The following is a 23,621-nucleotide window of genomic DNA, read 5'->3' as shown; positions in this document are numbered from 1 at the left end:
TCGGGGCATGAGGTTCCCGCCATGAGTCATCGCCAGCCCGTGCGCGTCGGCGACCGCCACGCCTTCGACACGCTGATCGACGCCCGCTCACCGGCCGAGTTCGCGCTCGACCACATTCCCGGTGCCATCAACTGCCCGGTGCTGGACGACGAGGAGCGCCGCATCGTCGGCACCGTCTACGTGCAGACCGGCGCTTTCGAGGCGCGGCGCATCGGCGGTGCGATGGTCGCCGCCAACATCGCGCGGCACCTGCGCGAAACCCTGGCCGACCGGCCCGAGAACTGGAAGCCGCTGGTGTACTGCTGGCGCGGCGGCATGCGCAGCGGCTCCATGGTGACGTGGCTGCGCTTGGTCGGCTGGGACGCGCAGCAACTCGCGGGCGGCTACAAGAGCTTTCGCCGGCACGTCATTTCGCAGATCGACGCACTGACCCCGAAACTCGACCTGCGCGTGATCTGCGGCGCCACCGGCAGTGCGAAGACGCGCGTGCTGCATGCGCTTGCCGCGCGCGGCGCACAAGTGCTCGATCTGGAAGATTTCGCCAGCCACAAGGGCTCGCTGCTCGGTTCGCTGCCGGGCGTGCCGCAGCCTTCGCAGAAGCACTTCGAGACGCTGATCGCAGCGGTACTGGAAACCGTCGATCTGTCGCGCCCGCTGTATGTCGAGGGAGAGAGCATCCGCATCGGACGGCTGTCGCTGCCTTTGTCGCTGGTGGCCCGGATGCGCGCGGCGCCGTGCATCGAGGTGTGCGCTACGCCGGAAGCGCGGCTGGCGTATCTGCTGCGCGACTACGCCTACCTGGGCGACGACCGCGACGCACTGGCCGACAAGCTGGGAGCGCTGAAGGAATTGCAGGGCAAGGAGACAGTGGCGCGCTGGCAGCATTGGGCGCATGAAGGCGATCTGCCGCATCTGTTTGCGGAGCTGATGGCGCTGCACTATGACCCGCACTATGAGAAGTCGCAGGAGCTGCACTTTCGGGCGTGGGGGCGGCGCCGGAGCGTGGGGGCGGTCGATCTGTCGGATGAGGGGATTGGGGCTGTGGCTGCGGCGGTGTTGAGGTTGGGGTGAGGGCATGGTGTTGAGATCGGGGATGGATACGTCAGCAGGCACAAGAACAGGACAGGCTCCTGCTCAGATGTTTTCATATTTCTTTAGATCGTATTTTTCAATCAATCTCAATGCTCTTTCTCTGAGCACGGCATCACCCTCGCTTTGCTTTAACAGTTCTTCGTTCAACCCTCTGGCGAATTCACCGTATGCGTAAAGTCCAGCATCTTCCTCGCCAAGATTACAGTCTCTATAGCTAATAACTACAAAATCAATGGGCAATGCCTTGCCCGTTTTGAGCGGAGGCAAGAAATCAATCTCAATACAAACTTCATGCCCCACTCCGCGCTCTGCATATAAAACATCCAGATTTAGTGCGATGCCAGGCATATCAAATCTATCGAGATCATCCCGAACAATTACCGACAAGGCAAATCCAAGAAGATCTTCTAATTTTTTACTGTCGCATGCAAATCTAAATTTATTCATGGCCACGAGGCACCTCCTGTTGGATAAGCTGTTCTGACATTGGGAATTCCGCCTGGACCTGCGCCAATGCCCACAGTCCATTTTAGACCGCCCACATCAACGCTGACCGCCATCGGTCCGGTTGCACCGGAGGATATGTATTTATCAATGGCCAATTGACTGGCCGATTGGGCCATTTTTGTCATCTCTTTGTGAGGATATATTTTGGGGTCGAAAACAGTCTTGATTGCAACACTTTGTCCAGGCAAACGATATTGCACTTGATAGATCCCATCCGTTCCGGCAATTTTTGTCGAACTTACAAGAACTCCATTGTTGGTTCTCAACGCCGTCTCGAAAGCGATCAAATCATGCTTGCCATAAATATTCTTCCCCGTTCCTGAATACGCTGCACGCCCTTCGTCAGTCAGGTGCGTGTCCAACGATGAATTACCAAGACGCACGGTGCCCGTAGCATGCGGCGTAGCACTTGCTGGTGGCGCGTAGCCATTGAATCCGATGCCTGGGGCATCTGCAGGGCGCGGACCGTTTCCTACCGGCAGGTTGCCGGGTCCATCTGCAACGCCACCACCTCCCGCTTCAGATTCACTGGACAACGTCCAATTGCCAGGCGCATGCCCAAGTCGCCCTCCCGACGCAATTGGCGCCAAGACAGGAACGCAAGTCGGTGGGACTGCGCACCAAACCGTCGGCGCCATTCCGACTAAGACCGAACTGCCTCCCGCCGCAGGTGGCTCGCCACCGTTATCCAGGTCAGGCGGAGTATCCGGCGGGTTCGCCCCCGCCACCGCCAGTTGAAAGTCCCGAGCCAGCGCATTCCCAAGATAGCCAGCACCACTGGCCGCCCCTTGCATCCCGTCCTTGGCGTTGTGCAAAAGCGTGCTCGCGATGTCAATGGCGCCATCGGACCATCCGTACTCCGAGAACACCCCGGTCTTGAGCAGCAACTGTTGCTCATCCTTGTAGTCAGTCCCTCTGTTTTGCGAAGAGACCTTTGCAGCGTAGCCGGCGCTGTTCGGGTCCGCGCCTGCCGCGCACTTCAGAAGCGCGCACATCGCATCGGCCAGCTTTCTCTGATCGGCCTCGCCCTTCGAGCCCGCCGACCAAGGCATGCGCCCACACGCGTGAAGCACCGCCTTCCTTCCAGTTTTCGTAGTTCTGCTGCTCCGCCGCGAGGGTGCTGCCGGCATTCGCCAAAGCCGCATTCGCCTGCGCCCTCTGCTCGTCACTCGCGCCCGGATCGTTCAACACCTGCTGCGCCACCGAAGCCTGGAGTTGCGCCTGCCCAGCGTGCTGCCGGTGGCTGTTTCCTCGCGCGAACTGTCGCGCTGCGTGGTGGTCTTGCTGGAGAGAAAGCCTTTCTTCCTCGCCTCACTCGCCGAGTCGACCGAGTCGGTGGCACGCCCGGTCTTGATGCGCACGTCGCCTTCTCTGGACTTCACTGCCAGGTCGCCCTCGGCGTTGTGCAGGATCCGTGGATGCGGATGTTGTTCCCGGCGTCAAGGGTCACATTGCCGCCGCCGGCAATCTGGCTGCCGACCTCCCGGCTGCTGCTCTGGCTGTAGAAGTTGCGCGGGCCGCTGCCTCGCTTTTTGATGTTCCTTTTACTTGACCGTCGAGACGCTGATGTCTCTCTTGGCCTTCAGCAGCGCCTTGCTATCCGTGTCGGTGTCCCGGATTGCTCACATGGTCCCCGGCCACGCGATCTATGTTGGTCCTTCTAGAGGTTTTCTCGATGCGAACGTCGCGACCGGCCGTCAAGCTTGCGGCGTCGTTGGAATTGATGCTTTCGCCGATGTTCTTGGTCGGCCGTAGCATGCATGGCAAGACCGCCGCCATTCGCGAATTAAAAATTTGCCGCTCATTCAGGATGAAGAGGCCTAGCACTTTATGACGAATTACCAGATTTATCTGAGAGTATTTCTTTGAATAATTTCGAGACATTCCAAACAAAAACAATTTCTGCATCCTTCCCTTCCAAAGGCTCGATCTGATAACGCCCCTCCGGAAAATTCACATACTGTCCCGAACCAAGAACGACTGGAATCTCGTCACTACCAAACTTGCATCTGCATTTTCCGTTGACTACAAAGAGCAGCCCAGCACGAGCAGCGCCAGGAGGGCAACTCTCATCGCTTCGATATTTCCTTGAACTTACCCGGTACTCCGGCGGGGGAAATTTTTCTCGAATCGCATTTTCAAAATTCTCTTGACTCCAGACATTGCACTCAAGAATCTCAAAATCACTCATACCAGCTTCTCCAAATCAATTTGGGGGAAATTTAATTCCAATCCGCTCAAAAGCGGCACGGGCCGCACGATCCGAAGCTTCAGTTTGATCTTTTGTTGCTCCATTTAAAAAATGCCCGGAATGAGGTCGCACCTCCAATCCAAAGTAAGAGCCCGAAAATTCCGAAATATCAGCTTCGCCCGCAGAAATAACTGACTTTCCACCTGACAAGACAGCATGTGATATTTCTACTCCATTTTTTGTATGCGGCGCCAAAGATATATTTCCATCCACCGTAATGACAAATTTTATCCTTCCTTGATTAACAGTAGAACCAAAAGATGGATCATTCGGCGATATTGGTTTCACGCCAGCAGCGTTTGCTATTGCGATCTCGCTTCGAAGCCTTTCCGGAAGTTGATTATCAAAAACGGGCTGTCCCGAATTTGACTGACTCATCACTAGGTTCGGCCCTGTTGGCCTATTGTGTGGTGTCGTCAGCAGGCCCTCGTATCTAGGAACTCCCCCTGCTCCGTATCCACCGCCCGAGCTACTTCGGTCCTGGTTTGGTTGAGCAATCTGACTGCCGCCCGTGGTCGGGTCTACGCGTGGCGGCGTCGTCGTATTGCCCGTGTGGGACGGTCCATAGTTCGGCGGCGGGTTGGTGTTGCCCGTATCGGAGGTAGCGGGCCTTTGCGTACCAGAAAACCTGTCGTACGTGCTCCTGACACCTTCAACCATCCCCCGACTCATTACGTCAGCGATCGCCGAGGCGTTGACCGTACGGTCGCTCCAGTCTGGGTGTTCAGCGCGTATCGATTGCACCTTGGCGTCGATGGCCAAAGCCGCTCCGGCCAAGAGCGTAGTGTTGCGACAGAGCGCGAATTCCAAGCAGACGGTAGCTCCTCGAGCCACGGCTTGAGCGAAATTGTTCGCCGCGGCGTTGCCGGCCGCCTGGCTGCCGATGTCAATCTGGCTCGCATTCCCGTCCGCGATGGCCGCAGCCAAGCCTCCGAACATGCTGGCGAAGGCCACCGTTTCGGCCCGCAACCCCTCAGTCAGGACATTGCGGCCATCGTTGTACGCGATAGCGCTGGCTTCGCCCACCACCGCTCCGAGTGCCCCACTGCTACAGCCGTTGCTGGCGCGGGCCGCCCCGACTGCACAGCCAGCAATAGCATGCGCCACGTAGTTGCTGAAGCCGCCGACAGGGAATTCCTTCCCGATCTCGATGGCGCCCTGCGCGGCCACCGTATCAAGGATGGCGGTCTTGAGGCCGTTCTTGAGGCTGTCCTCTAGACTGCCCCCATTGATCGCGGTGCCAATCAACGCACGGGCCGCGCCAGCCTTCAAGTTCTGCCCAAGCTGAGTAAAGAATTCTCGGCTGCCTGCACCCGCCGTCGGCGACCCCGTCGGATTGAGGTCGAGCCCACCGAGTACGCCCCCCGTAATAATGGCCGTCAACAGGCTCTTCACGTTGGCGCTGCTGCCAAGGTCATTCAGGGCCTTGCCGATATCGCCTTGGTTATTGACCACGGCCACCGCAGTCTGACTGGCCAACGCGGTCAAACCCGCCGTGACCGCGCCGCTCACCACGGTCGCCGTGGTTCCGGTTGCGCCCACGCCTGATGCAACGGCCCCCCCGACCCCCGAGGCCGCCCCTGCCGTGAAGTACGCAACGACGAGGGTCACCACCGCCGCGCCCTCTGGAGTCAGCCCCTGCTTGTCGTAGTTCCAGTTCTTGTGGACTTCATCGACCTTCTGCCAATCGACTTTGCCGCTGAGCTTCGGGTCATTGGCCAACTGATCCACCCAGCCCATGCCCGGCTGCTTGGACAGTTCTTCAATACTGTCTCGAGCCCCCAGGCCGACCTGTATATGGTTCGCCGCGACGGACAGGCTCCCCGCATTGATCTGGTTGTAGTTCGTTGTCTGGTTGGTGCTGCCGTTGTCCCGGTTGACTTGGTACACCAAATCGCGGCCCTGACTGGTCGTGCGCGTGGTCGCTTCAGTCGTCTGCGTACCCAGAAGCAACGTGTCCGCACTCAGGCTGACCTTGCCCGGCGTGTTGATCGTCGTTCCCGCGATCGCCAGCGTATCGGCAGCAGTGATGTTGACGTTCGCGCCATTGAGGGTTGTACGGGTCAATGTCGAGACGTCCACCTCAGTGGAGGTCGTCTCCTGGGCTTTGATCCCCTTGCCAACATCCTTGAGGATCGCTGCGCTGCCAAAGTCGTACCAAGCGCTCTTGTTGGCTGTAGTTCCAATCGTCGTATATAGGTTGGTGGCCGCTTGAATGACCACGTTGCCGCCTTTGATTGCGACGTCCTTGGCCGCATCCACCCGCACCCCCTGCAGGAAAACACCGTTGTCTCCCTGCAGCAGGATGCCCCCGTTGCTGCTCGCGATGCTGCTGGACGCTGCGGTGTCGGAGGTAACCTTGCTGCCTGTTGCAGTTGCCCTTCCGGAAGGCATCACAAGGCCCATGGAGGCACCCAGTGCGCTGATCCCTCTTTTCTGTTGATTCAGCTGGAAACTGGCGCTCGAGGTGTTTCGTCCTTCGACAATCGTGAGATTGCCTTTCGCCACCACGGCAACGCCGTCCTTTCCGCTGATGCTGGATCCGACGATGTTGATATCGTTCTTCGCGCCAACAGAGACCAGTCCGCCAGAGAACTTGCTTTCCACGCTCGTCATCGCATCGAAGCTGCTGAAAAGGTTGTTGGTCGTGCGACCGAAGACTTTCTTTTCGGTCCATCGCGCGGAGTAGCTGCCGGCAATCCTGGCCTCGCCCGCCTCGATGTTGATGTCACGATCCGCATGCACGCTCAGCAGGCCCTGGCCCGCATCCACAACGGCCTGTCGCGCATTGATGTCACGCCCAGCCTTCAGCACCGTCGTGCCGTTCGTGGAGATGGTGCTTCCGATCTCCGCTGAGCCGGCCATCGCCATCGACGTTCTCGCACTGGAGCCGGTCATCACCCGCCTCTCGGTCACCGTCCCGAGGTTGATGTCCTGCTTCGCCGTGATGGAGGTGTAGCCGCCAGCACCCTGATTGGAGATCATCCCGCCGATCAAATTCACGTCGCGGCCCGCGCTGGCAACCAGCGCGCCACCCGGGTTTTTTACATAGAGGCCGGCGATGCGGTCAGCGTATCTGTTGATTCCGTCGGCCCGGGCTGTGCTGCGGATGTTGATATCGCGCCCAGCTTCGATCTTCAAACTATCGCGAGCATCGATGGTCCCACCGACGTTGTTGAGGTCGGTCCTGGCATTCAAGCCGACGCTGCCACCACTGATGCGTCCGCCCGGGTTCTCGACATTGTCCTTGTCTATCCTGACCAGCGTGCGCCCAGCGATGGTGCCTGTGTTGACCAGATCGCCATCGCCCTTGATGACGGTGGCGTCGGCACTCAGCAGTGCACCAGAGCCGTCGATGTCTCCGGGTCGCACGCGCACGTACAGCTGCGGCGCCAGTACTTGCCGGGTGACTCCCTCGGGCAGCGTCACCGTCTTCTCGACCAGCCAGACGATGTCGCTGGTGAGCTGCGCCATCTGGACTTCCGACAGGCCGATGCCCGGCCGCAAGCCGTGCTGCCGCGCGAAGGTGGCCCCGTTATTCATCAGCGCCGTGTACTGCTCCTCGTCGTTGTAGTGGCCACCCAGGTAGCGATAGCCGGTGAGCTGCGCGACCTGCTCGCGAATGAGCTTCTGCTCGTAGAAGCCGTCGCCCAGGCGCTTGAGCGTGTTACCGGGGTCTTGGCCGAGGTTGTTCAGCAGGTAGTCGCTGCTGAGCCAGTTCCGGTAGCCGGCGAAGCGCGGGTCGGCCTCGACGAGATAGCCGCGCGGCCCGCCATTCAGATTGAAAAGACTGGCTTGGGGAATATCGATGCGGGGCGAACTGGTGCGCACCACCATGGGTACGGTCTGGCCGACACCCACCTTGGCGTTGCTTGCTTGGGTGATGGCGGCATCGACCGAGCGCCCTCCGGCATTCACGACGCCACCGACGTTGGCCGGCACCTCGACGATTGTCGCCACAGGGCTCGGGCCGCTCGCACCGCCGGAGCCTTTGCCCGCGTCGTATCCCTTGGTGGCGTTGAAGTTGCCTGTTTTCTCGTAGGCGCCCACATCCCTGCTCACTCTCGACAGGGGTTCGATGACATCCGGCGCCTGCCGGGTGGCGCGCCAATTCACGATGAAGCTGGTCTGCTTGGTGAGCTCCCCCTGTAGCGCCTCGTTCCTGATGCCGGGCGCGTCCAGCACAGCGCCGGCGGTGATCCGGCTGTCGCGGTTCAGCCCGTTGCCAGTGAGGGTCATGTCCCTGCCGGCGACGATGGCGGCCGGGTCGGCGTCGATGGCAGTGTCGGTCGTCGTGAGAACGGTTTTGTCCCAAACTCCCCAGACATGGCCATTGGCTGGCCTCCAGCTTCCATCGGGGTTGCGCAGCAAGAGGTCGGCCTCGCCCGCGGTGTAGACAACATCCTCCGGCTTGAAGTGGCCGATGCCTTCCACGCCGATGGTTCTGGAGAACACCTTGGTCGTCGTCTTCGGCCCGAGCTTGATGCGCGTGTCCAGGTTGTCGATGCGCCCCATCGAGACACTCATGTCGCCCAGCGACTCGATACGCGCGCTCAGGTTTTCCAGGGCACTGCCGCTGGTCGCGGCTTCGCGGTTGCCGTCGAGCCCGCCGCCGATGTTCAGTGCCTTCGCGCCTGTTCCAGCGCTGAAGATCAGCGCGTGCTCGCGGTTGCGGACGATGTCGGCACCGATGTTCAGCGACTCGCGTGCCGCGATGGTCGCGGCCTTGGTGATGCCATTGACGGTTTCAGCAGAGTTGTCGAGCGTGCCCACCGCAGCGGACACCGCGTTGCCGTAGATGCGGCCCGTGCCGATGTTGTGCAGCGTGCCCGCGTCGATTTGTGTCGCGCCCTGGCTGTCTATCAAGCCTCGATTGGTCAGTGTCGTCGCCGCCTTCACTGCGGTGTCCCTGCCCGACATCTCGGCGTCCGCCGCGTTTTCGATGACGCTTGCATCGACCGTGAGCTTGCGCCCTGCCGACAACTTCGTGTTGTTGGTGAACTTGCCGGCGGTGCTGAAGTTCAGGTTTCCATCGACGTCCATCTTCGTGTTGTTCGTGACGTCCTGTACGAGCGCAACGTTCAGGTCGTTGGCGGAGGTAATCCGGCCGTCGCCGCTGAAGGACTTCGCGTCGATGAACACGCCGCCGACACCACTGCGCATCTTGCCGTCCGCACCGGGCGCAGCAGGTATCCCGGCCTTGAGCACGCCATCGGTGTTGGTGATGGCCAGGCCCCTGGCCGCGGAGTTGCCCGCGTTCCGATCCTTGACGTCAAGCGCCTCCACGGCGGCGATCCGCCCCGAGATGTTGTTCAGTTCCGCCCCGCCAAGAACCGTGACGTTCCTTGCTTCGATGCCTTGCTCGTCGCCTGAGGTGTTGGCATTGACGACGCTGCCGGCACGGAGCCGGGCCGCTCCGTTCGCGCGGATCAATCCGCCGGTGTTGTCGATCGCTCCATTGCCGGCATCGAGGTCCAGGCTGCCCACGGCCAGCGTCTTGCCGCCGGCGTTGGTGAACGCCTGGGTTTCGGCAATCAACGCTCCCTTCGAATCGATGGAACCGGCGGTGTTCTTGACTTCGCCCGTCTTCAGGATGAGCGTGCCGCCGCTCGTGATGCCTCCGGCCAAATCCGCCGGTGGAGTCCGATAGCCGGACGCGTTGGTGTTGACGAGGACCCGGCCGTTGGTGTCGATGCGCAGCGACTCGCCCGACTGGATCAAGCCCGAGTCGTTGTTCAAGGCGCCGGATCGCAGCACGAGCGCTCCCGATGCGGCGATGGTGCCCTTGGCGCCGTTGTCGAGGTCCCCGCCGCGTGTATCGACCGACAGCGAGCGTCCCAAGATCTTGCCGGCGCGATTGCTCAATGAACCGGCCTCGATGCTGATCTGCCTGGCTTCAGTACGGCCGTTGTCTTGCTCGAAGCCGTTCTTCAGGTCGATGGCGAGAGCGCCGTTGCCGGCGATGCGGCCGCTGGCTCCACTGAAGCTGCCACCCGCGATGCGCAAGGTGCCGGTGCGCGCATGCTCACCCGCATGCTCGACCACGCCGCCGGCATTTCCCAGCCTGGCAGCACTCAGCGTCAGGTCGCGGCCGTTGCTGGCAATGCGCCCGCCATCGTTGTTCAGGATGCCGGAGACGGCCAGCGTGGTGGCCTCGGCACCGGTCTGCACGATCTCGCCGCCGCGGGTGTTCGCGATGTTCGATGCCCGCAGATTCAGCCGGCCGGCATTGAGTACGCCGGCGTCGTTGAGCAAGGCCTGGTCCGCCTGTGCGTTGGCAGTGATGCGCAAGGCGCCCGGCGTCACCACCTTCGCCTTGTCGCTGGTTTTCACGTTGCCCTGCGTCGCAGTCACCGAAATGTTCGCCGCGCCGGTCTGGCTGCCCGAGAGATCGACGCTCGCGCCTCGCAGCGTTGCGTCGCCTACAGCCAGGTTCACGCCATTTGCAACCAGCGAACCCGAGACCGCGACGCTCAGTTCACCTGCAAGGCCCGGCTTGCCGTCGCCTTGAACGCCGGCACCGAGCACGCTGCCGCCGCTTGACGCCAGGCTGCCAGCCGTGATCGCGGTGTTGCCGCCGGCGGTGATGCCGCCGTCATTGACAAGCGCACCGGCGACAGCGAGTCTGACGTCGTTGCCCGCGCGGATCGCCCCGCTGTTGCGCAGCGCGCCTGCGTCGAGCGACAGCCCTTCATTTGCAACCAGCTTACCGGCGCTGTTGTCGACGGCCTTCGCCACATTGGCAGTCAGGCGACCAACCGCCGTGATGATCCCGCGCGTGTTGTCGGCCCGGCCGCCGGCGGCGAGGCTCGCATCGCCGGCGCTGGTGAGCGTGCCGCCCACATTGATCAGGTCGCCGCTGGTGGAGATCTGCAGGCTGCCCGCATTGAGCTTGCCGCCTGTGTTGTCGAACTGGCCGACGTTCGCGCTGAAGCTTTGGCTGACGTCGAGCGTGCCACCCGCGTTGCTGAACCTGGCACCGGTCACGGCCATGGTCGCCACGCTGAGAGTGCCTCCCGTGTTGTCGATCTGCGGCGTCTTGAGCGCGATAGGGCCGCCGGCGTAGATGCGGCCGCCGTCGTTCCGGACCGTGCCCGCGGCGGTGATGGCGCCAGGTGCCCCGGCGAGGGCGGAGGACGCGCCGCCCTCACCCGCTGCCGGCGCAAAAGGCTCCGCGCCGATCACGCCCCCATTCGTATTGCTGAGCACCGGCGAATCAATCGTGAGGCCGGCCATGCTCGTCTGCCGGACGGTGCCGCCGCGGTTGTCGATGTCCGCGCCGCTGGTGAGTTGAACCCGCGCGCCTTCGAGCGTCCCGGTGTTTTCCAGTCGCCCCTGCGCCGTCACGACAAGGCCGCCCGCACCCGCGCCGACGTTGCCCGCGTTGCGCACACCAAGTCCCGTCTCGGTGCCGATGAGCGTGATCTTCCGGGCATACATACCGCCCAGCGCGGCAACGTCGAGCGCAAAGGCAGGCGCAGGCCCGTTGCCCGCGATGGGCGCAGCGCTGCCGTGATCGGCGCTGACCTGGTTGGCGCCAGCGACCACCTGGAGCTCGTTCGCCCAGATGCCCGCATTGACCTGCACGGCCCGCGCAAGGATCGCCGCGTAGTCCGTCTTGCCGGCGTCGAGCCCGGCGCCTTCGACGCTCACCATGCCATCGCGCACGAGAAACCCGTCGAGCCCGCCCAGCGCACTGAACTGCGGCACGCCGGTGGTCAGGGTCGCGCGCGATGCGTTGATGAAGCCGCCGCCATCCACGGAGATGCCCGCCGGATTGGCGATGATCACCTCCGCGCGCTGCCCGCCCACCTCGACGTGGCCACGCAACTGCGTCGGGTTGCCGCCATTGATCTCGTTGAGGATGACGCGCGCCGGACCTCTCGCGAGCCACGGGTTGCCTTGGACGAAGCCACCGAGCTGCGTCTGCACGTTCACCCGGCTGTTGTTCAGGATGGCGCCGTTGCGCATCACGTCGAACTGGTTGTAGACGTTGCGGCTCACGCCCGCGGCCGAGGGCGTCTGGATGTTGACCAGCGGCACGCCGTTGGGCGCGACGAGCACGGTCGGCCGAAGATGCCCGGGGACGTTGGGCGCCCCGACGATCTGCGCCCGAACGGCGCCTGCGAGCAACAGGCCGAAGAGCGCGACTGCAGCCACGGTGCCTTTGGAGGCACCCTTGCCGATGCTGGTGGCCGTTTCCTGAACCACCATGCGCATGCCGCGCGCGGCGTTGAAGATGATCCGGTGAAGATGCCTGTTCATTTTTTTCTCTCCCTGGTGGCTCGGCAATTCGGCCTCTGAATGAAGCCGGCAATGACCGCCGCGACGCGGTCACTCCGGCTCCGTGCTCACGATCTCAAGCGCAGCGGAATTTCGCGACGCCCATGTACCGCGCGCCGGAAGGAAGGGTTGCCGAATAGCCCACGGCAATCGCATAGGCACCGCTGCCGTGATCGCCCAGCGTGATGCCGGCGCCCGCACCAGCACTCAGGAAGCTGCCGGTCACGGACGTGCTGGATGGCGACTTGACCTTGGTATCGAAATTCACCGAGCCGACGGCGTCGCCGACCGTTACCTTTACCGCGCCCTTGACGGCAGCGCCTTCGCTGCCAAATGCCAGCGTCGAAGATCCGCTGGCCGCGCCGCTGTTGGCCGCGGCGCCGCTGCCGCCGCCCACATAGGTGGGATTGGTGAAGACGCCCGCATCGCAGGTGGGGCTTCCGCTCTCAGGCAGGGTCTTCAGCTCGTTCAGTGCAAGGTAGTGATACGCACGGTTGTCGCCGCCAGTGAGGGTTTCCGCGCCCGAACTGCGCGTGACGGTGCCGGCGGTCCAACGGCCGATCGCGAAGTTCGCGTCGCCGTTGATTTCCTTCGTCGCGCTCGACCCCGTCAGCGTGTTGTCGTTCAGGCGCGTCATCGCGCCGCTGGCCGCCTGCTCGCTTTGCGACAGCACACCGAACGACTGCGCACCCACACCCAGCAGCAGGTAGCGCGCCCGCTCGCCGCGAGCGAACGGTGCCGAGACCGAGCCGGAGTCGGCTGCTGCGGGCGCTGCTGCAGCCGCTTCTGCGGTCGCCGACGGAGCAACGGCTGGAATGGCGCCCATCGGCATGCCGCCGCCTCCACCGCCGCTGCCTCCACCGCAAGCGTGAAGCAGGCCAAGTGACAGCAATGAGAACGAAAAGAGAATCTTGTTTTTCATGGGATCTTGTGTGATGTGATTGCGATTGATTGGGTGATGCGATGTGGCTTTTTCTCTGTTGCGCCTTCCTCCTCAAAAGCTGAAGTTGAGGTTGAACCCCGTCGTGACCCCGGCCGTGCGGTAGCCCTCGGGCTTGCTGATCGGAGCGCCGATGAAGATGTCGTAGTTCAGCCCCTGCCATGCACCACGCACGCCGATCACGCCGCCCCCCAGGTGATTTCCGAGCAGCCATGCGACCGACCTCCCGGCCACGCGGCCGTAGTCGATGCCCACGTAGAGCTCGGCTCCGCCCTGGCCCATGGCCCAACCGACGTCGTTGCGCAGCAGCCAACCCCGCTCGCCGAGCAGGCTGGTCTCGCCGTCGAAGCCGCGCACGGTGTAGCGCCCGCCGATGCCGAAGCGTTCTTGCGGCGTGAGCTGGGTCTGGTTCCACTGCGCTCGCCACTGGCCGGCATAGCGCAGCTTCTGCTCGCCGAGCTTGAAAGGCAGGTTGAGGCTCACGTCTGCCGTCATGAGCCGGAAGCGGCTGGTGCCCTCGTCGAAGGCCTCTTCGGGTGCCCGCCTGGCACCGAAGGCGCCGGTGCCCTGGCGCAAGGCGAAGGTGCCGTCCAGCGTGGCTTCGCCGATGAACTCCTTGTGGCTCAGGCTGGCCTCCCAACCGCCGACCACGCGGTGCTGGTTCTCGATCTGGGTGTCGTCGATGAAGCTGCGCGACTCGCGGCGAAAGGCGCGGATCGCAACGGTGGTCTTGCGTCGCTGGTCGCGGTAGACCAGGCGCGATAGCCTCACTTCGGCGTTGTCGGCCTTGCCTGCATAGATGTAGTCCTGGTTCAGGCCGGCCACGGTTTGCCGGTAGTGGCTGTTCGAAGCAGTGAAGCCGAGTTGCCAGTAGCCCCAGGGCAGCGAGTAATGAGCGGTCTGGCCCTCCGTGCCGCGTCGCGGGTTGCCCAGGACGTGCCCGTCCACGCTGTGGTTGGCACTGACGTAAAAAAGATCATTGAGGTCGAAGAGGTTGTCGGCCGAGACCGTGGCGCCTGCCTGGTATCTGCCGGTGGCTTCGGTGCCGCTGTCGTCCAGGCTCAGGGTGCCTCGCAGCATGCGGGCCTGCGTGTACTTGACGACGAGGTCGCTGTCGCCCGGCCGGGCGTCGGGCGCGGTCGAAGACTCGATCTGGATATCGGCTTCGGCGGTGGGTGTGCGCTTGAGGTTCTCCAGGCCCTGCTCGATGTCACGCAGGTTGAGCAGGTCGCCGGGACGCGCAGGAATCGCGCCTTCGAGCAGCAGACGGTTGCCGCCGAAGCGAGTGCTCGAATCCGCAGTGGCACGGACGGCGGCGATGCGTCCGGGAACCAGTGTGAAGGTCAGCAGCCCGGTGGACAGATCCTGCGGCGCCGCCAGCACACGGGTGGTGACGAAGCCCCTGGCGATGATCGCTTGCTGGAGCCGCGCCATGACGGTGTTGACGCCCTGCGTGCCCAGGCAGCGGCCAAACGGGCTGTCGTTTGTATCCGGGCCCGCGGCGGCATCCAGCGCCCACTGGAAGTCCGCGGAACGCTCACCAGACAGGGCGAGACGTTCGACGCGAAAGCAAGGCGACTCTGACTCGGCCAGCCGGCCCGAATCTTTTTGCGTCGATTGTCGAAGATGGCTGTCGACCGACTTCTCCTGCTGCTCCCGCAGGGCTCGCTCACGCTCCTGCTGGCGCAGTTGCTCTACGAAGGGATGGGGTGCCGAAGGGTTGGCTTGAGCCAGAGCGCCCGACGCAGCACCCTGCCACAGGCAAGCGACAGAAACTGCGCGCAGTGATGGCGGCGTGAGAAAGCGTGATCGAAGGAGCATGACAACCCGGACGAATGCAACGAGGAATACGTTGCGGGGCGCGGATTGTCATGTCGCATTTGGCTGCACATTTGTGGCCAAAAGTGACTTGCAGAATTCCTGGAGATTTCCTGGAGATTTCCTGGAGATTTCGTTAGATATGCAACACCGTTGCGCTGCTCACCGGCATTGGAATTAACAGAATTCGACCATTTGTTATCAGCGCGCGATGGTCGGGCGTTGGCGGCACTTCAGTTGCCGGGGCTCAGCCCATCGGCATAAAGCACCCCACGCGGCGCACGGCACAACCCCCAGAAACGCAGGCCGCTGAGTTCGGCCATGCGCACGCCCATCGAGGTCGGCGCGGAGATGGTCGCCATCGCGGCGATGCCCAGGCGCGCGCATTTGCGCACGAGTTCGTGGCTGCCGCGGCTGGACATCAGCACGAAGCCCGGCTCCTCGAGCCGCCCCGCCAGCGCGAGCTTGCCGAGCAGCTTGTCGAGCGCGTTGTGGCGCCCGACGTCTTCCATCAGGTCGGTGAGCTCGCCGTCGACCGTCGCCCAAGCTGCAGCATGGATTGCGCCGGCTTCTGCGTTGAGCGCCTGGCGCGGCGGCATGGCGGCGAAGGCGCGAAGCACTGTCGCCAGGTCGATGCGTTCGATCCAGTCGCGTGGCGGCACACGCTGCGGCGTGAGGTCGAGCCCCGCGAAGCTCTCGACGCCGCACACGCCGCAGCCGGTGCGGCCCGCGAGGCTGCGGCGGCGGTCTTTCAGGCGCTCGAAGCTGCGTGTGGAGATCTCCAGTTGCACTTCGATGCCGGGCATGCCCTGGGGCAATCCGGCATCGGAGGCATCGATCGTCCGCACGTCGATGCCCCGGCAATCGGCTGCAGCGTCGAGGATTCCTTCGCTCAGCGCGAAGCCGAGCGCGAAGGCTTCGAGGTCTTGCGGCGTGGCCATCATCACCGCGTGCGAGACGCCGTTGAACACCAGCGCCACCGGCACCTCGGACGCCAGCGTGTCGTCGCGCACCACGCCTTCGGGCGCGAGGCCGCGCTCGCCGAAGACATGCACGGCGTGCCGCGCAAGTGGCGGCAGGGAATCGGGTTCGGGGATGGGGTCGTCTTGCATGGCCGCGGCCATTGTCCGCTCAGCCGGGGTTTTCGTCAGCCGGCAGGGCGTCGACCCGTGCGCGCCCGGCGTCGGTGAGGTGCGCGACCCAGCGGTCGTCCAGCTGCACCACGCGCACCCAGCCGGGGCCGCGCACGCCGCCGATGGCGGCATCGCCCATCAGCGTGAGCTGGCGCATGACCACGCTCGCGCCCTGCCCCAGCCGCTTGCCCAGGCGCGGCAGCGACATGCCGCCCTCGCCCGGCGCTTCGGCAAGGGCGCGCAGGATGGCGATGGAGAAGGAATCGGCGTCGAAGGAAGCGGCGGTCATGCCGCCACGGTATCAGCGTCTGACGGGGCCGGGGCAGGCGCCGCATGCAGCGACAGCACCACGGGAATGGACTTGGAGGTCGGCGTGCCCGCGTTCTCGGCCACCGACGACAGCGGCACCAGCGGATTGGTCTCGGGGTAGTAGGCCGCGAGGTTGCCGCGAGGGATGTCGTAGGCCACGAGCCTGAAGCGGTCGGCGCGGCGCTCCTGGCCGTCGCTCCACACGGTCTGGATGTCGACCCAGTCGCCGTCCTTCATGCCCAGCTGGCGGATGTCTTCCTTGTTGATGAAGACCACGCGGCGCTGGCCGAACACGCCGCGGTAGCGGTCGTCCATGCCGTAGATGGTGGTGTTGTACTGGTCGTGCGAGCGCGTGGTGAGCAGCGTGAAGACGATGGTGTCGCCCTTCTTCGCGAAGCGCGCGCGGGCGCGGTGCGAATGGGTGTCCAGCGGCACCGCGTGCGTGAAGAAAACAGCTTTCTTCGACGCGGTGTTCCACACCCGCTCGCTCGCGGTGTTGCGCAGGCGGAAGCCGCCGGGGTGCGCCACGCGCGTGTTGAAGTCCTTGAAGTCGTCGAACACGGCTTCGATCTTGTCGCGGATGCGCGCGTAGTCTTCCACCAGCCAGAGCCACGGCGTCCTGCTGCGCGCGCCGATGGTCGCGGCCGCGAGCCGCGCCACGATGGCCGGCTCGGACAGCAGGTGCTCGGACGCAGGCGGGTTGATGCCCATCGAGATGTGCACCATGCTCATGGAGTCTTCCACCGTCACGCCCTGGGGGCCGCTGGCCTGCATGTCGATCTCGGTGCGGCCCAGGCACGGAAGAATGATCGCCTCGCGCCCGTGGATCACGTGGCTGCGGTTGAGCTTGGTGGTCACGTGCACCGTCAAGTCGCACTGCTGCAGGCCCTTCCAGGTCTGGTAGGTGTCGGGCGTGGCGGCCGCGAAGTTGCCGCCGAGCGCGAAGAACACCTTGCCCTTGCCGTCGAGCATGAGCCGGATGGCCTCGACCGTGTCGACGCCGTTCTGGCGCGGCGGCTCGAAGCCGAACACCTGCTGCAGCCGGTCGAGCAGCGCGGCCGGCGGCTTTTCCCAGATGCCCATGGTTCGGTCGCCCTGCACGTTGCTGTGCCCGCGCACCGGGCAGGCGCCCGCGCCCTCACGGCCCACGTGGCCGCAGAGCATGAGCCAGTTGCCGATCATCTGGATGGTGGCCACCGAATGCTGGTGCTGCGTGATGCCCATGCCCCAGCACGCGATGACGCGCCTGGCGCCCAGGTACACGTCGGCGGCAGCGCGGATCTGCGCCTCGCTCAGGCCCGACTCGCGCACTAGGATGTCCCACGACTCGGCGCGCAGGTCGGCCGCCAGCGACTCGAAACCGACGGTGTGGGCGGCGATGAATTCATGGTCGAGCACCGAGGGCTCGCCGCGCGCCACGGCCGCGTCCTCGCGCTCGATGACGTGCTTCATCATTCCCTTGATGGCGGCGAAGTCGCCGCCCACGCGCAGCTGGAAGTAGTGCGTGCTGATGGGCGTGGAGCCCATGGTCGCCATCTCGAGCTTGTCCTGCGGATCGGCAAAGCGCTCCAGGCCGCGCTCGCGCAGCGGGTTGAAGCTCACGATGCGCGCGCCGCGCCTGGAAGCCGCGCGCAGCTCGCCCAGCATGCGCGGATGGTTGGTGCCGGGGTTCTGGCCGAAGATGAAGATCGCGTCGGCCTTCTCGAAGTCGTCGAGGGTGACCGTGCCCTTGCCCACGCCGAGCTGCGGGCGCATGCCGCTGCCGCTGGGCTCGTGGCACATGTTCGAGCAATCGGGGAAATTGTTGGTGCCGTATTCGCGCACGAACAGCTGGTACAGGAAGGCGGCCTCGTTGCTCGCGCGGCCCGATGTGTAGAAGATGGCCTGGTTCGGGTCGGGCAGCGCGTTCAGGTGCTGCGCGATGCGCGCGAAGGCGTCGTCCCATTCGATGGGCACGTACTTGTCGCTGCCCGCGTCGTAGGCCATGGGGTGCGTGAGGCGCCCCTGGTCCTCGAGCCAGAAGTCGCTCTGCTCGGCCAGTTCGGCCACGGTGTGCTTCGCGAACAGTTCGGGGCCGGCACGGCGCGCGGTGGCTTCGGCGGCCACGGCCTTGACGCCGTTCTCGCAGAACTCGAAGGTGGAGGCGTGGTTGCGGTCGGGCCAGGCGCAGCCGGGGCAGTCGAAGCCGTCGGGCTGGTTGGCCGACAGCAGCGTCTTCGCACCCTTGATGGGAATGTCCTGCCGCAGCAGTGCATTCGTGACGCTGCGCAAAGCGCCCCAGCCGCCGGCGGGGCCCTTGTAAAACTCGATCTTCTGCTCGCTCATGCCGGGAGTGTTCGCGCGCGGGGGCCTGCCGTCAAATTGGATCGGCACATGCGGCGATTCAAAATGGAAATGAAGCGAGGCCTCAGGCGCCGCGCGCGTCCTGCATCAGCAACCCGCGCAGCTTGCTGCGCAGCGGCGTCTCTTCAACAACCTGCGCGCCTGCGATGTCATGCAGCGCAAACTCGCGGCTTTCGGCGTTGTGCAGATCGATCTCGCGCACCACCTGGCCGTCCCTGTAGACGAAGGCCACGTCGGCCAGCGCGAGCACGTCCTCGATGTCGTGCGTGATCATCAGCACCGGAATGCCCCACTGCTTGCGCACCTGGGCCAGCTCGTTGCGCAGTTCGCTGCGCAGCATGGGGTTGAGCGCGGCGAAGGGCTCGTCGAGCAGCAGCACCTGCGGCTCGCAGGCCAGTGCGCGCGCCAGCGCCACGCGCTGCTGCTGGCCGCCCGAGAGGTTGCGCGGGCGGCTGTCTGCCAGCGCCGCGAGGCCGAAGCTCTCCAGCAGCGCCTGCACGCGCTCGGCATCCTTTGCGGACGGCCTGCGGCGGTGCCACGCGGTCAGGCCGAAGCCGACGTTCTGGCGCACCGTGAGGTGCGGGAACAGCGCGTAGTCCTGGAACAGGTAGCCGATGCGGCGTTCCGGCGCGGGCACGTCGATGCCCCGGGTCGCGTCGTACAGCGTGCGGCCGTCGAGCCGCACATGGCCGGCCGACGGCTGCAGAAGCCCCGCAATGGCCTGCAGCGTGAGCGACTTGCCCGCGCCCGACGGGCCGTAGAGCGCGGCAAAGGGCACGTCGGTCTGAAAGCGCACGGCCAGGTCGAAGCGGCGTGCCCCGTCCTGCACCGAGAGCTTCATATCGACGTCGATCATGGCTTGCCGAAACCGTAGCGCGTGAGCACTTCCTGCGCGGCGGGCGTCGACAGGAACGCGATGAAGTCGCCGGCCAGCGGCTTCTGCCTGCTGTCGGCCACCACGGCGATCGGGTATGTCACCGGTGTATGGCCGGTGGGCGTGAAGGCGATCCTGACCTTGTCGCCGGCCACGGCCGCGTCGGTGCGGTAGACGAAGCCGGCCTCGACCTCGCCGCGGCTCACGTAGTCGAGCACCTGGCGCACGCTGTCGGCCTGCACGAACTTGGGCTCGAGCGTGGTCCACAGGTTGGCGCCGTCGAGCACCTGCTTGGTGTAGCGGCCGACCGGCACGGTCGCGACCTTGCCCACGGCGATCTTCTTGACGCTGGCGCCGCCCAGGTCCTGCAGGGTCTTCACGCCCACGGCGCCCGTGGCGGGCTCGATCAGCACCAGGCTGTTGGTGACGAAGTCCTTTCGCGTGGCGGCGTCGATGGCTTTCTGCTCGACGCCGCGGTTCATCGTTTCCTGGTCGGCGCTGGCGAACACGTCCACCGGCGCACCCTGCCCGATCTGCTGCAGCAGCACGCCCGAGGCCGCGAAGTTGAAGCGCACGGTGGCGCCCGGCTTGGCGGCCTCGAACTTGGGGCCGATTTCCTTGAATGCGTCGGTCAGGCTGGCGGCGGCGGACACGGTGATCTGCTGCGCGCCCGCAACCAGCGGCAAGGCGAGCGCAAGAACCAACGACAGAAGGCGAAACGGACGCATGGACAACTCCAGATGGTTGAAACGAAATCAGCGAAGAGAAAAGAAGCGGTTCGACAGCACCAGCACGGTGATAGACAGCAGCGAAGTCACGATGACCAGCAGCAGCGCGAGATCGTCATGCCCCGCCTGCACCGCGTCGTAGATGGCCATGGACAGCGTCTGGGTCTGCTTGGGAATGGAGCCGGCCACCATCAGCGAGGCACCGAACTCGCCCATGGCGCGCGCGAAGGCCAGCAGCGTGCCGGCCAGGATGCCGGGCCACGCCAGCGGCAGCGTGACGCGCAGGAACACGGAGAACGGCGATTGCCGCAGCGTGCTGGCCGCCGCCTCGAGCGAGCGGTCCACCCCGGCGAACGCGGCGCTGGCCGACTTGAGCACCAGCGGCAGCGCCACCACGGCGGACGCCACCACGGCACCGTGCCAGCTGAAGATGATGGTGTAGTCGAGGTGCTCGCGCAGCCACGCGCCCAGCGGGCTGCGGCGCCCGGCCGCCACCAGGATGGCGTAGCCGATGACGGTGGGCGGCAGCACCAGCGGCAGCATGAACACGGCCTCGAGCACGCTGCTGCCGAAGAACTTCTTGCGGGCGAAGATCCAGCCCAGCGCCACGCCGGCGACAAGCGCCAGCACGGTGGCCACGGCGGCGACCTTGAGCGACAGCACCAGCGGGAACCAGTCGGTCGAGGCGATGAGTGAATTCGTCGTGTTCATTGGAATACGGCGGCGATTGTTACACGCGCAGCCCCGAGGTTGTCACGGGGGTGCGCAAACCGATGAGTCTTCATATACTGGTGGATATAGCGTTGGACACCCTGGAACCCATGCGCCCATCCGCCCACGACACCGTTGTCCGTTCGATCTCAGGCAGGCCGGAGCTTCGCCACGTGACGCAGGTGCAGGAGTGGCGCATCGAGCGTGCCATGGACGCCGCGGGCTTCGTGCTGTCCATCACCGCGCCCGACGGCGAGAGCCAGTCTTTCCTGGTGGCCGAGGCCGACGCCAACGACATCGGCGAAGTATTGCGCCGCAATGCAGCGCATGCTGCGCCCTGATCAGCCGATCCTGTCGCCGGATCGCGTGCCCGGCAGCTGATCGGGCCCGGCCCCGAACCAGCCGGCGCGCTCGAGGGTTTCGGCCTTCATGGCGCGAGCAGACGCGTCAGCGCGCGAATGTCGGCCGATGCGGCAAGGCGCGCCGCGTTCTCGATGGCCCGGTAGTGCTTGACGATTTCCTCGCCCACCGGCGTCAGCGCGGTGCCGCCGCCGCGCGAGCCGCCGGCGGCGGTGTTCACGGCCGGCGAGACCAGCGCCTTGTTCATTTCGTCGATCAGCATCCAGGCGCGGCGGTACGACATGCCGAGCAAGCGGGCCGCCGCGGAAATCGATCCCGTCTCGGCCACGGCCTCGAGCACCGCGATCTTGCCGGGGCCGATGGCAATGGCGTCGTCCCGGTAGATGCGCAGGCGGAACTGGACTTTGGATTTCATGTTGGCGCGAAGCGTAAACCAATGCGGAGCGCCATTGTCTGCCCGGTGCGAGCCGCCCAAGCGCGGCGGCGTCGCCCGGACAGCCGCGGTCAGTTGAAGAACTTGGCCGCGCTCACCAGCGTCTTGTAGACGCCCCAAGCCAGCGGAATGCCCACCGCCACCCAGGCCAGCGCCACCACCAGCGGGCTCACCGTGTCGGCACGGCCAGAGCCGCTGCCGACTTCGGCCGCGGAGGCCTTCTCGTGCGCCAGCTTCTTCTCGACGGCCAGTTCGGCGTCGGTCATGAAGTGCTTGTCGGCCACCGGGCGCACCAGCAGGTTGGCGATGAAGCCGATCACCAGCATGCCCACCAGGATGTACATGGTCTGGTTGTAGACCTGCTCGCGCGGCAGGCCCAGGCCCAGCTGGTATTCGCGCATGTAGTTCACCACCACCGGGCCGAGGATGCCCGCGGTGGCCCACGCCGTGAGCAGGCGGCCATGGATGGCGCCCACGAACTGCGTGCCGAACAGGTCGGCCAGGTAGGCCGGCACGGTGGCGAAGCCGCCGCCGTACATCGACACGATCACGCAGCATGCGCCCACGAACAGCAGCTTGCTGCCCGCGCCGGCCGACGAGGGAATGCTCGCGTACAAGACGGCGCCGAGCACGAAGAACACCGTGTAGGTGAGCTTGCGGCCCAGCTTGTCCGACAGGCTCGCCCACACGAAGCGCCCACCGATGTTGAACAGCGACAGCAGCGCCGTGAAGCCGCCCGCCACCACCGCGATGGCCGCCAACTGGGTCTTGTCGAGCTGGCCGTACTTGGCCGGCAGGTCGATCAGCGCGCCGCCGAACACTTCCTGCAGCATCGGAGACGCCATGCCGATCACGCCGATGCCGGCGCTCACGTTCATGCACAGCACCAGCCACACGAGCCAGAACTGCGGAATGCCCCAGACCTTCTTCACGTGCACGTGGCGCTGCGTGATCATGGTGTTGCTGGTCTGCGCCGGGGGCGGCGTCCAGCCTTCGGGCTTCCAGCCCGAGGGCGGCACGCGGTAGCCCAGCGCGCCGGCCATCATGAAGACGAAGTAGCCGATGGCCATGACCACGAAGGTCTGCATCACGCCCACGTCGGTGGTGGTGGAGAAGCGCTTCATCAGGTCGACCGCCAGCGGCGAGCCGATCATCGCGCCGCCGCCGAAGCCCATGATGGCCATGCCGGTCGCCATGCCGCGGCGGTCGGGGAACCACTTGATCAGCGTGCTCACCGGGGAGATGTAGCCCAGGCCCAGCCCGATGCCGCCGATCACGCCCGAGCCGAGGATCATCAGCCAGAACTGGTGCAGGTGGATGCCCAGTGCCGACAGCAGCATGCCGCCGCACCAGCACAGCGCAGACACCACGCCGGCCTTGCGCGGACCCGCGCGTTCGAGCCAGCCGCCCCACAGGGCTGCGGAACAGCCGAGGAAGACGAAGAACAGCGTGTACATCCAGCCGAGCGTGGCCACGCGCCAGTCGCAGTTGGTGGCGAACAGCTCCGCGAAGAAGCTCATGTCCTTGGCGCAGGCCTGTGCGCCGGTGCCGGCAGTGCCCAGCGCCTTCGAAAGCGGCAGCCAGAACACCGAGAAGCCGTAGGCCATGCCGATGCACAGGTGGATGGCCAGTGCGGCCGGGGGTACCAGCCAGCGGTTGAAACCGGGGCCCGCGATGATGCGTTCTTTTTCCAGGAAGCCGGGTTGCCGTTGCGATCCGCCTCCACCGATACGCTCTCCTTCAAGAACGCCTGCAGATGATCCTGCCATGTTTCTCCTTGTTCGCCTGATGTGTAATTTGTTGCCGAATGTTGGCCGCGGAGTGTGAGTGAGCGCTTCA

At 64.7% G+C, this 23,621-nt stretch carries 18 protein-coding genes; 2 read left to right on the top strand and 16 right to left on the bottom strand.

Annotation, left to right across the window (positions count from 1 at the left end; all coding sequences use genetic code 11):
• The first annotated feature begins 21 nt into the window (after positions 1 to 21).
• Positions 22 to 1,071: a tRNA 2-selenouridine(34) synthase MnmH gene (gene mnmH, locus C4F17_RS25310; RefSeq protein WP_106937078.1), complete on the top strand. Its 1,050-nt coding sequence runs from the start codon at positions 22 to 24 to the stop codon at positions 1,069 to 1,071.
• A gap of 63 nt (positions 1,072 to 1,134) precedes the next feature.
• Here the strand turns inward: mnmH and C4F17_RS32920 are convergent, their stop codons facing one another.
• The 14 genes from C4F17_RS32920 to modB all read right to left on the bottom strand — a co-directional run bounded on the left by C4F17_RS32920 (position 1,135) and on the right by modB (position 20,989).
• Positions 1,135 to 1,545 (bottom strand): hypothetical protein, encoded by a 411-nt coding sequence (locus tag C4F17_RS32920; RefSeq protein WP_159053716.1) that lies wholly within the window; start codon positions 1,543 to 1,545, stop codon positions 1,135 to 1,137.
• Positions 1,536 to 2,651: a CdiA family toxin C-terminal domain-containing protein gene (locus tag C4F17_RS32915; protein ID WP_159053715.1), complete on the bottom strand. Its 1,116-nt coding sequence runs from the start codon at positions 2,649 to 2,651 to the stop codon at positions 1,536 to 1,538. The genes C4F17_RS32920 and C4F17_RS32915 overlap by 10 nt, the downstream gene beginning before the upstream one ends.
• A gap of 132 nt (positions 2,652 to 2,783) precedes the next feature.
• On the bottom strand, positions 2,784 to 2,981 hold the full coding sequence (locus C4F17_RS32910) for a hypothetical protein (protein WP_159053714.1): 198 nt from the start codon (positions 2,979 to 2,981) through the stop codon (positions 2,784 to 2,786).
• Positions 2,978 to 3,136 (bottom strand): hemagglutinin repeat-containing protein, encoded by a 159-nt coding sequence (locus tag C4F17_RS33805; RefSeq protein ID WP_106937707.1) that lies wholly within the window; start codon positions 3,134 to 3,136, stop codon positions 2,978 to 2,980. The genes C4F17_RS32910 and C4F17_RS33805 overlap by 4 nt, the downstream gene beginning before the upstream one ends.
• 291 nt (positions 3,137 to 3,427) lie before the next feature.
• Positions 3,428 to 3,790: a hypothetical protein gene (locus tag C4F17_RS32905; protein ID WP_159053713.1), complete on the bottom strand. Its 363-nt coding sequence runs from the start codon at positions 3,788 to 3,790 to the stop codon at positions 3,428 to 3,430.
• 15 nt (positions 3,791 to 3,805) lie between these two features.
• Complete coding sequence (locus C4F17_RS25300) at positions 3,806 to 12,115, bottom strand: two-partner secretion domain-containing protein (protein ID WP_106937077.1); 8,310 nt, start codon at positions 12,113 to 12,115, stop codon at positions 3,806 to 3,808.
• A gap of 94 nt (positions 12,116 to 12,209) precedes the next feature.
• The gene (locus C4F17_RS25295; protein ID WP_159053712.1) at positions 12,210 to 13,055 is read right to left on the bottom strand and encodes a hypothetical protein; all 846 of its coding nucleotides are present in this window, start codon (positions 13,053 to 13,055) and stop codon (positions 12,210 to 12,212) included.
• Between the two features lie 72 nt (positions 13,056 to 13,127).
• Positions 13,128 to 14,894, bottom strand: coding sequence for a ShlB/FhaC/HecB family hemolysin secretion/activation protein (locus tag C4F17_RS25290; protein WP_106937075.1), 1,767 nt, complete (start codon positions 14,892 to 14,894; stop codon positions 13,128 to 13,130).
• A gap of 230 nt (positions 14,895 to 15,124) precedes the next feature.
• On the bottom strand, positions 15,125 to 16,003 hold the full coding sequence (gene fdhD, locus C4F17_RS25285) for a formate dehydrogenase accessory sulfurtransferase FdhD (protein ID WP_106937706.1): 879 nt from the start codon (positions 16,001 to 16,003) through the stop codon (positions 15,125 to 15,127).
• Positions 16,004 to 16,022: 19 nt separating this feature from the next.
• On the bottom strand, positions 16,023 to 16,313 hold the full coding sequence (locus C4F17_RS25280; RefSeq protein WP_081265957.1) for a hypothetical protein: 291 nt from the start codon (positions 16,311 to 16,313) through the stop codon (positions 16,023 to 16,025).
• Positions 16,310 to 18,658: an FdhF/YdeP family oxidoreductase gene (locus C4F17_RS25275; RefSeq protein WP_106937074.1), complete on the bottom strand. Its 2,349-nt coding sequence runs from the start codon at positions 18,656 to 18,658 to the stop codon at positions 16,310 to 16,312. The genes C4F17_RS25280 and C4F17_RS25275 overlap by 4 nt, the downstream gene beginning before the upstream one ends.
• Before the next feature lie 82 nt (positions 18,659 to 18,740).
• The gene (locus C4F17_RS25270) at positions 18,741 to 19,532 is read right to left on the bottom strand and encodes an ABC transporter ATP-binding protein (protein ID WP_106937073.1); all 792 of its coding nucleotides are present in this window, start codon (positions 19,530 to 19,532) and stop codon (positions 18,741 to 18,743) included.
• Positions 19,529 to 20,278, bottom strand: a complete 750-nt coding sequence (modA, locus tag C4F17_RS25265) for a molybdate ABC transporter substrate-binding protein (protein ID WP_106937072.1) — start codon at positions 20,276 to 20,278, stop codon at positions 19,529 to 19,531. The genes C4F17_RS25270 and modA overlap by 4 nt, the downstream gene beginning before the upstream one ends.
• Before the next feature lie 27 nt (positions 20,279 to 20,305).
• Positions 20,306 to 20,989: a molybdate ABC transporter permease subunit gene (gene modB, locus C4F17_RS25260; RefSeq protein WP_081265963.1), complete on the bottom strand. Its 684-nt coding sequence runs from the start codon at positions 20,987 to 20,989 to the stop codon at positions 20,306 to 20,308.
• 110 nt (positions 20,990 to 21,099) lie between these two features.
• Between modB and C4F17_RS25255 the strand changes: the two genes are divergently transcribed.
• Positions 21,100 to 21,330, top strand: coding sequence for a hypothetical protein (locus tag C4F17_RS25255; protein ID WP_106937705.1), 231 nt, complete (start codon positions 21,100 to 21,102; stop codon positions 21,328 to 21,330).
• A gap of 86 nt (positions 21,331 to 21,416) precedes the next feature.
• Here the strand turns inward: C4F17_RS25255 and C4F17_RS25250 are convergent, their stop codons facing one another.
• Together C4F17_RS25250 and C4F17_RS25245 are read right to left on the bottom strand one after the other, a co-directional pair.
• A complete protein-coding gene (locus tag C4F17_RS25250) occupies positions 21,417 to 21,764 on the bottom strand; it encodes a winged helix-turn-helix domain-containing protein (protein WP_081265964.1) in 348 nt (115 codons plus the stop codon).
• Between the two features lie 89 nt (positions 21,765 to 21,853).
• The gene (locus C4F17_RS25245; RefSeq protein WP_081265965.1) at positions 21,854 to 23,551 is read right to left on the bottom strand and encodes an OFA family MFS transporter; all 1,698 of its coding nucleotides are present in this window, start codon (positions 23,549 to 23,551) and stop codon (positions 21,854 to 21,856) included.
• Positions 23,552 to 23,621: the final 70 nt, after the last annotated feature.

This window comes from Variovorax sp. PMC12 (assembly GCF_003019815.1).
In the GTDB taxonomy this organism is placed as follows: Bacteria; Pseudomonadota; Gammaproteobacteria; order Burkholderiales; family Burkholderiaceae_C; genus Variovorax.
This window is presented reverse-complemented; position numbering and strand designations above follow the sequence as displayed.